This is a genomic window from Streptomyces sp. SID486 (assembly GCF_009865385.1).
Classification (GTDB): Bacteria; Actinomycetota; Actinomycetes; order Streptomycetales; family Streptomycetaceae; genus Streptomyces.
This window is the reverse complement of sequence record NZ_WWJT01000300.1, coordinates 1-13160: the sequence shown is the minus strand read 5'-3', so window position 1 is coordinate 13160 and position 13160 is coordinate 1. Positions and strand designations below refer to the sequence as shown.

Annotated in this window: 11 protein-coding genes and 1 pseudogene; 6 read left to right on the top strand and 6 right to left on the bottom strand. The window is 73.2% G+C overall.

What is annotated here, in order from left to right:
• Positions 1-75 precede the first annotated feature (75 nt).
• On the top strand, positions 76-1356 hold the full coding sequence (locus tag GT045_RS14030) for an MFS transporter (protein ID WP_161334365.1): 1281 nt from the start codon (positions 76-78) through the stop codon (positions 1354-1356).
• Between the two features lie 272 nt (positions 1357-1628).
• Here GT045_RS14030 and GT045_RS14025 read toward each other — a convergent pair whose 3' ends face one another.
• From GT045_RS14025 to thrS, 4 genes are all read right to left on the bottom strand, one after another.
• A complete protein-coding gene (locus tag GT045_RS14025; protein ID WP_161334364.1) occupies positions 1629-2528 on the bottom strand; it encodes an NAD-dependent protein deacetylase in 900 nt (299 codons plus the stop codon).
• A 235-nt stretch (positions 2529-2763) separates the two neighbouring features.
• A complete protein-coding gene (locus GT045_RS14020) occupies positions 2764-3036 on the bottom strand; it encodes a hypothetical protein (protein WP_161295023.1) in 273 nt (90 codons plus the stop codon).
• A gap of 778 nt (positions 3037-3814) precedes the next feature.
• The gene (locus tag GT045_RS14015; RefSeq protein WP_161334363.1) at positions 3815-4651 is read right to left on the bottom strand and encodes a maleylpyruvate isomerase family mycothiol-dependent enzyme; all 837 of its coding nucleotides are present in this window, start codon (positions 4649-4651) and stop codon (positions 3815-3817) included.
• A 141-nt stretch (positions 4652-4792) separates the two neighbouring features.
• Complete coding sequence (gene thrS, locus GT045_RS14010; protein WP_345942646.1) at positions 4793-6121, bottom strand: threonine--tRNA ligase; 1329 nt, start codon at positions 6119-6121, stop codon at positions 4793-4795.
• A gap of 382 nt (positions 6122-6503) precedes the next feature.
• On the opposite strand from thrS, the gene GT045_RS14005 reads away from it, so the two are divergent.
• From GT045_RS14005 to GT045_RS13985, 5 genes are all read left to right on the top strand, one after another.
• On the top strand, positions 6504-7187 hold the full coding sequence (locus tag GT045_RS14005; protein WP_161334361.1) for a class I SAM-dependent methyltransferase: 684 nt from the start codon (positions 6504-6506) through the stop codon (positions 7185-7187).
• Positions 7188-7489: 302 nt separating this feature from the next.
• On the top strand, positions 7490-8767 hold the full coding sequence (locus GT045_RS14000; protein WP_345942645.1) for a sensor histidine kinase: 1278 nt from the start codon (positions 7490-7492) through the stop codon (positions 8765-8767).
• A complete protein-coding gene (locus GT045_RS13995) occupies positions 8764-9423 on the top strand; it encodes a response regulator transcription factor (RefSeq protein ID WP_161334360.1) in 660 nt (219 codons plus the stop codon). The genes GT045_RS14000 and GT045_RS13995 overlap by 4 nt, the downstream gene beginning before the upstream one ends.
• Positions 9424-9540: 117 nt before the next feature.
• On the top strand, positions 9541-10176 hold the full coding sequence (locus GT045_RS13990; RefSeq protein ID WP_161334359.1) for a GPP34 family phosphoprotein: 636 nt from the start codon (positions 9541-9543) through the stop codon (positions 10174-10176).
• Between the two features lie 24 nt (positions 10177-10200).
• On the top strand, positions 10201-11886 hold the full coding sequence (locus GT045_RS13985) for a carboxylesterase family protein (RefSeq protein WP_161334358.1): 1686 nt from the start codon (positions 10201-10203) through the stop codon (positions 11884-11886).
• A gap of 63 nt (positions 11887-11949) precedes the next feature.
• Here GT045_RS13985 and GT045_RS13980 read toward each other — a convergent pair whose 3' ends face one another.
• Together GT045_RS13980 and GT045_RS13975 are read right to left on the bottom strand one after the other, a co-directional pair.
• Positions 11950-12498 (bottom strand): hypothetical protein, encoded by a 549-nt coding sequence (locus GT045_RS13980; protein WP_202515947.1) that lies wholly within the window; start codon positions 12496-12498, stop codon positions 11950-11952.
• Between the two features lie 42 nt (positions 12499-12540).
• Positions 12541-13160: pseudogene (locus GT045_RS13975) on the bottom strand (catalase); the annotation flags it as partial.

The window sequence follows — 13160 nt, the reverse complement described above, 5'->3', positions numbered from 1 at the left end:
CGGCGACCACGGGTCGGTCCATCGGGCACCGGCGACCCGGGGAGTCGTCCCGCCGGGCAGCGAAAGGGACTCGCCGTGCCATCGGCGAACTACCGTTCCCTGCTGCGCGCACCGGGCGCCGCGGCCTTCTTCCTTCCGGCATCGCTGGGGCGCATGGGCATCGCGATGACCAGCCTCGGCATCGTCTGGCTCGTGCACAGCCACACCGGCACCTTCTCCGCGGCCGGCCTCGTCAGCGGCGCATTCGCGGTGGCCGACGCGCTCGCGGCGCCACAACTGGCCCGGCTCGTGGACCGGTTCGGGCAGACCCGGGTCCTGCCGCCCGCACTCCTTGCCCACGGTCTCGCGATGACCGCCCTGGTGTCCCTGGTCACCGCCGACGCCCCCGACGCCCTCCTGACACTGGGCGGTGCGCTGGTGGGGGCCAGCCTCCCCCAGCTCAGCGCGATGTCCGCGGCACGCTGGGTCGCACTGCTCCGCACCGACCGGCCGGCGGAACTGCCCACAGCCTTCGCACTGGAGGCGATCAGCAACGCGGTGGCCTATCTCGTCGGCCCGATCGTGGTCAGCGCACTCGCCGCGGCCGGCCATCCCGTCGTCGGTACGGTGCTGGCCGCCTCCGCGACGGTCGCCGGCGGCCTGCTCCTCGCGGCCCAGCCCGGCAGCGCGCCCTCGCCGGCGGCCGACAGCGCCCTGGAGGCCCGGGCGGACCGGTCGCTGCTGCGGAGCGGGGTCCTCCTGCTGATGGGTCTCAACCTCGCCCTCGGGGTGTTCTTCGGTGCCATGCAGGTGTCGGTGGCCGCCTTCGTGGTCGAGCACGGCGCACCGGGTGCCGCGGCCCCGATCTTCGCGGTCTCCAGCTGCAGCGGCCTGCTGGCCGGGTGGGTCTACGGGCTGCGCCGGTGGCAAGTCACAGCGCCGGTCCAACTGCTCGCGGCGAGCGGTGCCCTGATGGCCGGTGCTCTGCTGCTGCTCACGGTCGGCTCACCGCTCGGGCTCGGCCTGGTCGTCGTCCTCACCGGTGCCACGATCCCGCCCCTTCTCGCGCTCTTCCCCGTGCTCACCGAGTCGACGGTCCATCGGAGCGTCCTCACCCAGGCGTTCTCCTGGCTCGGATCCGCCGGAGCGGCGGGCTCGGCCGGGGCGGCGGCGGTCGCCGGCTGGGCCGTCGACTCGCTCGGCGCACGCGGCGGCTTCGCCGTCACCGCCATCGCCGCGACCGCGATGACCCTCCAGAGCCTCGCCGGCCCACGAGTGCTGAGCACAGCCGAGGGGCGGCCGACCGGCCGGGCGCAGATGCCGAGCCGAGGCACGGGCCGCGAGGCCGAGCATCGAAGGAAAGGGGCGGCGGAGTGAGCGCCGAAGGAAGGCGGTGACGGAGTGAGCGCCGAAGGAAGGGGCGACGGAGTGAGTCGGAGGAAGGTGGCGGCGACTGAGCGCCGGAGGAAGGCGGCGACGGAGTGAGCGCCGAACGAACGGACCGGGGGCGCGTACTGAAGGCGAGGACGTCACGGTCCGGGCCGCCCGGTACGGTGCACCACCCCCGTCACGGCCGGGGCGCCGATGGGTCGCCCGTCACGGCCGGCTGTCGATCGGTCGCCCGTCACGGCCGGCTGCCGATCGGTCGTCTACGTCGCCGACAGGCCGTCCACGGGGATGCCCAGGCGGTCGGCCACGGTGGTGAGGGTCGATCCCAGCGGGAGCGCGACGCGGGCGCGGGCGTGCGCGTCGCCCCGGGTCGCATCGCGGTTGACGATCAGCACCGGCTTTCCGGCCTGGGCGGCCTGACGGACGAACCGGAGCCCGGACATCACCGTCAGCGAGGAGCCCAGTACCAGCAGTGACGTCGCTCCGTGCACCAGCTCGCGGCAGTGCTCCACCCGCTGCGGCGGTACGGCTTCGCCGAAGAACACCACGTCCGGCTTGAGGATGCCGCCGCAGACCGTGCAGGGCAGGACGCGGAAGTCGCCGACCTGTTCGTCCGTGAGGTCGGCGTCCCCGTCCGGGTTGATCGTGGCGGAGACCGGTGCGAACCCCGGATTGGCCGCGTCGAGCCGCCGGGCGAGTTCGTGGCGGGGGCTCATGGCGCCGCAGGAGAGACAGCGCACCCGTTCCAGGCTGCCGTGGAGTTCCACGACGCCTTCGCTGTCGGCGGCCTGGTGCAGGCCGTCGACGTTCTGGGTGATCAGCCCCGAGAGCATGCCGTGCCGCCCGAACGCGGCCACGGCCCGGTGCCCGGCGTTGGGGCGGGCGCGGCCGAAGGTGCGCCAGCCGAGGTGGCTGCGTGCCCAGTACCGGCGCCGGGCCTGGGCGCTTGCGGTGAAGTCCTGGTAGGTCATCGGGGTGTGCCGGCTCAGGCTGCCGCCCTCGCCGCGGTAGTCGGGGATGCCGGACTCCGTGGAGATGCCCGCCCCGCTGAGCACCAGCACGCCACCGGCGCTCAGCGCGTCGGCAACCGGACCGACGTCCGTGGTGCCTGGTGGCAGGTCCGCGGTGGGGGTCCAGCTCAGAGTGGGACGCATGCGCATGCCGCCAGGGTACGGAATGCCGGTTCCCTCCGGTCGTCCGCGCAGGTCCGGAGCGTTCACGGCCAGGGCGGCATGGGAGCGCCGCAGACCGGCCCGTCGCCCGCCCGTGCCCGTCGCCCGCCCGTGCCGGTCGCCCGACCGGGCCGCCGGACGGTCCGGGACAAGGCCGTGGGCCCTGACCGCTCGTCGCGGTCCGGGCCCACGGCCTGGGTGCCTTCAAGTCGTCCCGGTGTCGTCAGACCGTGGGGGCTCCACCGGCGTACCGCACCTCGGACAGCGCCTTCTTGATGGTGACCTTCGCGAAGTAGCCGGCGCCGAAGAATATGCACTGGACGACGTACCAGAACTTCTCGGCCCCGGTCATCTCGACCAGCCCGTACTCGGCCAGCGCCTTCTTCACCGGGACCTTCTGGAAGTAGGCGGCACCGAAGTAGATGCAACCCAGGACGTACCAGAACTTCTCCCAGGAGGTGTTGGTGCCCTGCCCGAGGTACTGCCGCTCTGCCATGATGTTCTCTGCCTTCCGATGACCGTGAGGATCCGGGGAAACGCGCCCATCAGGACCCTTGCGGGCAGCCTCGAGCAGCATGCGCGCGCAGGCGTGGACGCCCGACGGCATGCCGAAGCACGAGTGGAGATGGTGTGGGGATGCGCACTTGTCGCGGTTCCGGCCGTCATACCGGCCGACCGCCCCCCGGATGTGCAAGCCGCAGCATAGGGCAAGTGGCCTTGATCGTCACCTTGGATGTCTCAAGGCCCGGGACGAGCCCGTGAGCTGGGCCGGAACACCCGGTGAGCCCGGTGGGAGCCGCTGACCGGAGCCGGACCGGCGAGGGCTGTCCCGGGCTGCCCGACGTCGAGTTCGTGGCACCGGGCAACCGCCCTCGGCGCCGGTCGGAAAACTCGGTGCCGGTCGGGGAACTCGGCGCCGGTCGGGGAACCCGTCGTCAGCAGCGCGTTCCTACCGATCACTTGGCCGATCGCCTCGACCTCCGCCAGGTCGCCTGCCTTCGCGCCCAGGTCCGTACTCATCCAGGCGACCGGCCCGTTGGCCTTCAGCATGGGGACGGCGAACGGCGACAGCTCCTCGTGGGGATCCTGCCAACGAGTGGAGGGCAGAGCAGGGTACGGGTCGACCGATGCCGAGGCGGGATGCTGTTCTGTTCCCACGACTTGCCTCGCGGTGAGCGAACACGTCGGCATGCTCGGACAGCGCCCGGCCCGGCACGCCGGGTTCCACCCAGGGCTGCCGGGTGCGGATCGCCGCCGTGCGCCCCGCAGAACGCTCAGGGCGCGGTGAACAGGGCCGGAAAACGCGGCGCCAGCCACGGCCGCGGACCCCAGGCGAGGACCTGTCCCCGGGCGATGGCGCGCCAGGGGTTCAGCCGTCCCAGCGCGATGAGCAGGAACGCCACGGGTTCCAGCAGGATCGTGCAGGCCGCACGCTCCGCAGGCGCCCCGGGGGTGACCTGCACGGCGCCACCGGCCAGGGACACACCGAAGGACTCACCCCCGCGCAGCCGTATCCGGTAGTGGGCCGTGAGCCCGGCCGTGGTCGCGGGGTTCGCGACGCGCGGCATGACCGAGAGCATGAACGGCATGCACAGGCCCACCCGCGCCCGGTCGAGCATGTGCGGACGCCTCAGGGCGCGTGCCAGGTCGTAGCCATGACCGAGCATGTGCGTGAGCAGGTACGACGCGAGCACGTTCCGGCTCATCCGCCCCATGGGCGTGGCGGGCGCCGGGCCGTCTGCCGCACCGCGCGACAGAGCGGCCAGGAACGCCCCGGCCTGCTCGGTGATCATCGTCGCGAGAGGTTCCGCCCGGCGTTCCGTGAAGACGCCGAGCGACTGCGCGTTGGCCTCGGCGAGACTCCCGGGCGTTCCGTCGCCGTAGGGCCGCTCCCGCCCCGCTGCCAGGTCGGCCATCAGTTCATTGGCCAGGGCCAGGTGGGCGGCCACCTCGCCGACGGTCCAGTCCGATCCCGGCACGGCACGGGCCATGCCCCCGGCGTCCCCGGCGTCCCGCACCAGCGCGGCGATCGCCTCGGCCGTGTCCCGGATCGCCTGGTCGAGCCCGTCGGGCACCGGCTGCGTGCCGTCCTGCCGAACCGTCGTGTGCACGTTGCTCGCTCCACTTCCCAGCAGGCCGGTACGCCCGACGCGTCGGCGGCGCTGGTACCCAACCAGACGCCGGAGCGCACGGCAAGCCTTCCCACCCCGCTCCTCGCGCCGGGCGACAACGGGGGCTCGTCGCGGCGCCTGCTACGAGGTGGCATCGGCCCACAGGTCGGTGCTGTGGGCCTCGACGAGAGCGCTGATGCGGGTGAGGACGTCACTGACCGGCTGCGGGTCGAGTCGGCGTCCGTCACGCAGGCGCAGTGCGACCCGATCGTCGGCGGCCTCCCTGGTGCCGATGACGGCTTGGTAGGGAACCAGGCGGGCCTGTCGGACACGGGCGCCCAGGCTGCCGCGGTCCGGTTCCGCGATCTCGGCCCGCAGTCCGAGACGGGCGCAACGTCGGGCGAGGGCCGAGGCGTTCGGCAGTTCGGTGTCGGAGACCGGCAGGATCACCAGCTGAGTGGGGGCGAGCCAGGCGGGGAAGGCGCCGCCGTGCTGCTCGACGAGATGGGCGACGGCTCGCTCCACACTGCCGATGATGCTGCGGTGGACCATGACCGGGCGGTGTCTGGCGCCGTCCGCGCCGGTGTAGTGCAGGCCGAACCGCTCGGGCTGGTGGAAGTCGACCTGGACGGTGGACAGGGTGGACTCCCGGCCGGCGCCGTCGGTGACCTGGACGTCGATCTTGGGGCCGTAGAACGCGGCCTCTCCTTCGGCCGCCTCGTAGGGCAGGCCGGAGCGGTCGAGGACGTCGGTCAGCAGGGCGGTGGACCGCTGCCACTTCCCGGGTGCGGCGACGTACTTGCCACCGGGTCCCGGGAGGGAGAGCCGGTAGCGGGTCGGGGTGATGCCGAGGGCCTCGTACGCCCGGCGGATCATCTCGAGCGCCGCCTGCGCCTCCGCAGCGACCTGGTCCAGGGTGCAGAAGATGTGCGCGTCGTTGAGCTGGATGGCCCGCACCCGGCTCAGGCCGCCGAGCACGCCCGAGAGCTCGGAGCGGTACATGCCTCCCAGCTCGGCCATGCGCAGGGGCAGTTCGCGGTAACTGCGGGACCGGGAGCGGTAGATCAGCGCGTGATGGGGGCACAGGCTCGGCCGCAGGACGACCTGCTCACCGCCGAGGTCCATCGGGGGGAACATGTCGTCGCTGTAGTGCGCCCAGTGCCCGGAGATCTCGTACAGCTCCCGCTTGCCGAGAACCGGGGAGTACACGTGACGGTACCCCGCTCGCCGCTCAGCGGCACGGATGTACTCCTCCAGGGTGTGCCGTACGGTCGCGCCGTCGGGCAGCCAGTACGGCAGGCCGGCGCCGATGAGCGGATCGGTGTCGAACAGGCCCAGTTCACGCCCGAGCTTGCGGTGGTCGTGCATGGCGGTCTCCTCACGGACATCGGGCGAGTGACCGCAAGACGAAGCCCCGGGGCACTCGCCCCGGGGCTTCGGATCAAGACATCTGTCAGCGCGCCGGGACACTCTCCGGCGTCGTCGTCATGGCAGCGCGCTTCATGCCGGAGACGTTAGCAGGCCACAGTGACGTCGGCACGGTCATTCCTCGAGACCACCGGGACCACCGAGGACACCGAAGCGACAGAGGACACCGAAGCCACCGAGGACAGCGAAGCCACCGAGGACAGCGAGGAAGGCGGGCGGGACTTCCTGGTAGAGGGCGGTACACGGGTGGGCGGGCGGCAGGCATGGACACCGACACGTCCCGTGAACCGGGACCCGACCGACGCCCCCCCGACGGCACCTCACGGCGGCGGTGGCAGCGGCTGACGCCGGTCAGCGGGCCGCCGTTTTGCCGGACCGGCAACAGCAGTGGCGTGCCCGGGAGGCGATGAGCGACGGTGGCCCCGTGACTGACAACATCGCATCCCCGCCGTCCGGCACCCCTTCGCCCACCGACGGACCTGACGCATACGTCGGCGACCCCGCAGTGCGCGCGGAGTGGGACGACCGGTACACCGACCGCCCGCAGTTGTGGAGCGGCCGGCCCAATGGCGCCCTCGTGGCCGAGGTCGCCGGCCTCACCCCGGGACAGGCGCTCGACGTCGGCTGCGGCGAGGGCGCGGACGCCGTGTGGCTCGCGCGTGGCGGCTGGGACGTCACCGCTGTGGAGGTCTCGGGCGTGGCGCTGGAGCGGGCGGCCGCGCACGCGCGGGACGCGGGAGTCGCCGTGCGCTGGGTCCACGCCGGGCTCGCCGAGGCGGCGCTCCCGCCGGCCTCCTTCGACCTGGTCTCCGCGCAGTACCCGGCGTTGCTGCGGACCCCCGACGCGGCGGCCGAGCGGGCGCTGCTCGCGGCGGTCGCGCCCGGCGGCGTGCTGCTGCTCGTCCATCACGCGGGGATGGAAACCCACCATGCGCACGACAGCGAGTTCGATCCCGTCGACTATGTCTGGCCCTCGATGGTCGCGGCCCTCCTCGACGACGACTGGGAGGTGGAGGTGGACGAGCAGCGGCCCCGTGTGGCACCTGAGGGCGGTGCCGGAGCGCACCACACCGACGACGTGGTGCTGCGCGTACGTCGACTGCGCTGACTCCCGGCCGCACCGGTGACCCGACCCCGGTGCGGAGATGGCTCGGAAGTGCCCGGATCGGCACCCCGTGGTCACCCCGCATCGCCGCACCCGCCGCCGACAGCGGCGACGACGCCCTCGCCCACCGCGACAGCGCGCCGGGCGGGCTATCGCCGCGGATCCGGCGGCGGTCGGCACGGGGCACTGGCGGCGGTCGGCACGGGGCACCGGCGGCGGTCGGCACGAGGCACCGGCCTCGGATGCCGGGGTGCCCAGGGTGCTGCCGGGCGCGTCGTGGCCGCGCCGCTGGATAAGGTCGGGGCGTGGAGCGCAGCAGCAGGCAGCCGGACGGAGCGTTCGCCGGGCGAGCCCGGGCAGAACCGCCGCCACGGGCGGTCCGGGCCTTGTGGTGGGGGTCGGCCGGCCTCGTGCTCGCCGTGCTCGGCACCTCCGTGCTCGTCGCCGGCGCGGGGCGCGGTGGACGGCTGCCCGTGGCCCTGGCCCTCGTGGTGGTGCAGGTGTGCGCACTCAGGTGGCAGCTGCGCGCCCCGGCCGTCGTGCTGGCCGCGAACGCGATCACGGGGCTCGCCGTGTGGGCGCTGCTGCCCGCGGTGACCTTGACGGGAGCGCTGCTCGCGGCGCAGGTGTCCTTGTGCGTGCTGTCGGCCACCACACCACGGCGCGTGTCGGTGGCGGCGCTCGCGGCGATGTGCCTGCCCGCACCGGCGGCGTTCGGGACGGGCGGCTCCGCCGGCCTGGCGGTGTACCTGCTGACCGTGGTCCTGGCGTGGACCGCCGGACAGTGGCGCAAGGCACAGCGGGCGCGGACCCGGGAGGAGATGCGCCGGGCCGTGCTGGAGGAGCGTGCGCGGATCGCGCGCGAGGTGCACGACGTCGTGGCGCACACCCTGTCGGTGCTGGTCGTACAAGCCGCCGCCGCCGACGACGTGTTCACCGAACGCCCCGAACAGTCCCGGCAGGCGCTGCGTGCCATCGAGACGAGCGCCCGCTCCGCGCTCGGCGAACTACGTCTGCTGCTGCGCGCGTTCCGTCCCGAAGCGGAGGAGCCCGGGGCGGAGGAGTACGGGGCGGAGGAGTACGGCACGCGAGGGGACGATGTCGAAAAGGGCGGAACGCAAGGGTACGGAGCGGGGGAGCGGCGACTGGGTGAGCGGCACGCCGGGGAGCAGCGGGAGCCGGTGCCCACGCTCGCCCGCCTGGACGAGCTGGCCGACGCGGTGCGCGCGACCGGGATGACCGTGCACCTGCATCGCGAGGGCGCCACCGACGGGCTGCCCGCCGCGGTGGACCTGGCGGCGTACCGGATCGTCCAGGAGGCACTCACCAACACGCTGCGCCACGCGGCCGGTGCCGGCGAGGTGAGCGTGCGCGTGACGGTGGAAGAGGGGTGCGTGACGGTGACAGTGGTCGATGACGGGCGGATGTCGCAGGGCAGTGGTCCGGGCTGGCCGGGGGCCGGGCGTGGCCTGGTGGGGATGAGGGAGCGCGTCCGGCTCGTGGGCGGCAGTCTGCGCGCGGGTCCGTCGCCGGGAGGCGGGTTCGAGGTCTCCGCGCGGCTGCCGACGGAGCGCGCGTCATGACACTCCGTGTGGTGGTGGCCGACGACCAGACCCTGGTCCGTACCGGCTTCCGGATGATCATCGACGCCCGGGACGACCTGGAGGTGGTCGGTGAGGCGTCCGACGGGCGGGAGGCGGTCCGGCTGACCCGGGAGCTCACGCCCGACGTGGTGCTGATGGACGTACGCATGCCGGTCGTGGACGGCATCGAGGCGACCCGGCAGATCGCGGAGAGCGGCAGTCGGGCCCGGGTACTCGTGCTGACCACGTGGGACGTGGACGCGCACGTCGTCGCCGCCCTGCGGGCCGGAGCGAGCGGCTTCCTGCTGAAGGACATCCGCCCCGCCGAACTCGTCGACGCGATCCGCCTCACGGCACGCGGCGACGCGCTGCTGGCGCCGACGGTGCTGAGCCGCGTCCTCGAACGGTTCCTGCGCACCACACCCGACCCGGCGCCGCCGCCCTCCCTCGCGAACCTGTCCGCCCGCGAGCGCGAGGTGCTCACCCTGATCGGGCAGGCGCTGTCGAACGCGGAGATCGCCGAGCGGCTGCGGCTGTCGGAGGCCACCGTGAAGAACCATGTCACCTCGGTGCTGCGCAAACTGGAGCTGCGCGACCGCGTCCAGGCCGTCGTCGCCGCGTACGACCACGGCCTCGTCCGGCCACGCCGTACGTGACGGCGCCGTCGTCTCCTCCTCAGGGAGGAGACGGGCCCGCGGTCCTCCTGTGCTCCTAATGCCGGTCCGTCCTCCGGGCCGATCCGGCACCGGGGTGGGCGGCCGTAGCGTCGAGGTGTGATCGACGACCTTCCCTGCCTCACGTATCTGCTCGCCTACGACGACGCGGCCGACGGCTTGTACGACCGTTCCCGCACCGAGCTGCTCGTCCGTGCCGCCGCCCTGATCGACCTCGCGCTGCGCGGTCGGCTGGGGGAGGACGGCGGCACGGTCACCGTCTCCGGCACGGAACCGACCGGCGTCGCCGTCCTGGACGCCGTTCTGCGCGACGCCGCCGGGCACGGTTGGCGGACTCTCGTGCGCCGCCACCGCAAGCGGACCCTGACGGCGGTCGAGGACCGACTCGCCGCGGCGGGAGTCCTCGCCGTGCACGCGCCCCGCACCCTCCTGGGCACGCGGCGGGTGACCGTCACGGACCGCGCCGTGCCCGCCGAGGTCCGCGCCCGCGTGTCCGCGGCGCTGCACGGGGACGGTCCCGTACGGGAGATCCCCGCCGCCGACGCCGTGCTGCTGGCGCTGGCCGCGGCGGGCGGCATCCACGCGGTCGTGTCCCGGCAGGACGGGAAGACCCGCCGGGACCGGATCGACGCCTGCACGGGGCGCCTTGCCGTCCTCGCGCCCGGCATGGAGAAAGCCGTACGCGCTCTGCCGACGACCATGATCGCCGCGCAGGGCGGCATGGGCGGAAGCTGACCCGACGTGGAGAGGAACGGGGACATGCACGGGGACGTGAACGGCAACACGAACGGGGAAGTGACGCACATGCGGCGTGTCCTGACCAGCATGGGCTGTGCCCTGGCCGCCGTGCTCGCGACGGCCGGTTCCGCGGCGCCACCGGCGAGGACACCTCCGGCCGGCACCGCGACGGTCCGCACGCACGAGGGGCTGGTCCGGGGGGCCGTCCATGACGGCTACCGCACCTTCGAAGGCGTCCCCTACGCGGCACCCCCGGTCGGCGCTCTGCGCTGGGCACCGCCCCGCCCCGCCACCCCCTGGACCGGGGTACGGGAAGCGACCCGGCCGGCGAGCGCGTGCCCGCAGACGCCCGGCGAGGTGCCCGGCGGCAGCACCGACGAGGACTGCCTCCACCTGAACATCACCGTTCCCGGGAGCGCGGACCGGGCACGGTCCAGGCCGGTGATCGTGTGGCTGCACGGCGGCGGGTTCACCACCGGCGCGGGCAGCTCGTACGACGCCCACCGCATGGCCGTCCGCGGGGACGTCGTGGTCGTCACCGTCGACTACCGCCTCGGCGCCCTCGGTTTCCTCGCGCACGCCGGGCTGCCCGGCTCCGGCACCTTCGGCCTGGCCGACCAGCAGGCGGCACTGCGCTGGGTCCGCTCCGAGATCGGCGCCTTCGGCGGTGACGCCCACGACGTGACGCTGGCGGGCGAGTCGGCGGGCGGCTACAGCGTCTGTGCCCAGCTCGCCTCGCCCACCGCCGTGGGGCTCTTCGACCGTGCGATCATCCAGAGCGGTCCGTGCACCGGCCGCCCCGACCGGCCGTTCGCCCCGTCCTCCGTGCCTCTGTCCACGGCGCGGGCCACAGGCGCGGGCCTCGCGTCGAAGGTCGGCTGCGGCTCCGTCCGTGACGTCGTGAGCTGCCTGCGGCGCGTGGACGTCTCCCGGCTGCTCGCGGCCCAGGACACCGACCAACAGCCCGCCCACGCCACCCCGTTGCTGCCCACCGACCCCGCCGAGGCGATCGCCGCCGGCCACTTCCACCGCGTCCCCGTGCTCATCGGCAACAACCACGACGAGGGCAACGGCTGGGCCGCCGGGATCGTCCAAGCCGGTTATCCCGTCACCCCCGACACCTGGCCCGACGTCGTGGCCGCCTTCTTCGCGCCGCCGGAGCAGGCGAAGGCGATCGTCCGCGAGTACCCGGTACACCGCACCGACGGCGGCCCGGTCTTCGGCGCGGCCATCGGCGACGCGGACTTCGCCTGCCCGACGGCGCGCACCGACGAGCTTCTGGCGGCCCATGTGCCGGTGTGGCGCTACGAGTTCGCCGACGAGCACGCACCGCCGCTCACCTCGGGCACACCACCGTTCCCGCTGGGCGCCCCGCACGCGAGCGAGCTGCCCTACCTGTTCGACCTGGGCGGCCGCCCGCGCGACCTCACCGCGGCACAGCACCGGCTCGCCGACACCATGATCGACTACTGGACACACTTCGCCCGCACCGCGGACCCGAACGGCCCGTCTGCGGACCCGAACGGCCCGTCTCCGGACCCGAACGGCCCGTCTCCGGACCCGAACGGCCCGTCTCCGGACCCGGACGGCACGCCGTCGCCGCACTGGCCGCGGCAGACGGTGCTGTCCCTGGTACCGGACCACGTCGCCCCCACCCGCACGGCCCGACACCGCCACCACTGCGCGTTCTGGGACTCCATCGGCTGACCACGGAGCCGGCGACTTCCACAGAGCGCTTGAGCCGACGATGCACGGGAGTGCCCGCCAGGGTCACGGCCCACTGTCCACATGGCGGGCCCTCGCCCAATGTCCCTCGAACTCGCTTCGGCTGATCTCCTGGTCCACGAGCACCGGGTCGAAGAGATCCACGACCGGTGGGTTGAACACCCAGTCATCGGGGCCGCTGCGCAGGGCGGTTCCGTCCGCGGCAAGCTCCACCTGGCGAGTCCGGCGGCCGTCGGAGTCCACTTCCATCAGGTAGACGACCGGTTCCGCATCCTCTTCGTCCCAGCGGCGCCGCAGATGCACGACGTTGCGGCCCGCCATCGCCCCGAAACCTACGCGCCCGCGCTGCGCGGCACGCTCGGCGCGCAGCTCAGCCAGTCCAGGAGGCATCCGAGGAGCGTCGATGTCGACCTCCGCACCCCGCTCGCTCTCGAACCGGGCCATGGTCTCGGGGTCGGTGACCACTTCCACCCAGGCGAACGTCTCGAGGATCTCCCGCTCGGAGCGCGCCCGGACCCACCACCACGAGCCGCCCATGCCGTAGTCGTGCAAAGTGAGGAAGGATCGCTTGGGAGCGGCGTCGACACCAGTCATGAACGTCGAGCTTAAGACGTCGTTTCCGTCACATCGGTCGCTTCATCGGGCCGGGCCGAGTACCTCGTCGGCGCTGCGGGGCTCTGTGCGCGGCTGCTCGTTGAGTTTGTGGCGTGCGATGGAGGAGTGCCGGTAGACCTCCTTGCGGGCCCGCATGATGTTGCCGAGGGGAGCGTGCTCGGCGGTGACCCGCCAGGGCGTGAAGGACAGCGCGTCCATCTTCGCCAGGTTCTCCGGGCTGGAAATGTCCTGCTGTGGCAGCCGCAGTCTGGCCACCGTCACGGACGGCGAGAGCTTCTCGGGCCACTCCACGGTGAGGTCCTCCACCGGCATGCGCTCCAGGTCGGTGCAGAGCTGGACCTGGATGTCGAAGGCGTAGGGCCGTTCCTGCAGCTCGGCCTGCAGGGCCGGGCGGAAGACCTCCGCCGCGGAGGTCGGGTCGATGTCGCGCCTCACCACCGCGGCGGCGGCGGCCGGGTCGGGAGTGAAGCGGACCTTGGCGATGTAGTCGCCGTGCCGGACCGCGCCCATCGTCCAGTAGCTCGACAGCAGTATGTTCGCGGGAGGGGTCTTCGCCAGGCGCAGGAAGGCCAGGAACTCGTCCCACGCCCAGTCGTCCTGGTCCAGGGTCCCCTTGCCGGTGACGAAGTCGGTGAAGAAGC

Excerpts from the sequence above, each read along its gene's own strand:
- GT045_RS14025 (WP_161334364.1), bottom strand. The coding sequence starts at position 2,528 with ATGCGCATGCGTCCCACTCTGAGCTGGACCCCCACCGCGGACCTGCCA.
- GT045_RS14020 (WP_161295023.1), bottom strand. The coding sequence starts at position 3,036 with ATGGCAGAGCGGCAGTACCTCGGGCAGGGCACCAACACCTCCTGGGAG.
- GT045_RS13995 (WP_161334360.1), top strand. The coding sequence starts at position 8,764 with ATGACACTCCGTGTGGTGGTGGCCGACGACCAGACCCTGGTCCGTACC.
- GT045_RS13985 (WP_161334358.1), top strand. The coding sequence starts at position 10,201 with ATGCACGGGGACGTGAACGGCAACACGAACGGGGAAGTGACGCACATG.
- GT045_RS13980 (WP_202515947.1), bottom strand. The coding sequence starts at position 12,498 with ATGACTGGTGTCGACGCCGCTCCCAAGCGATCCTTCCTCACTTTGCAC.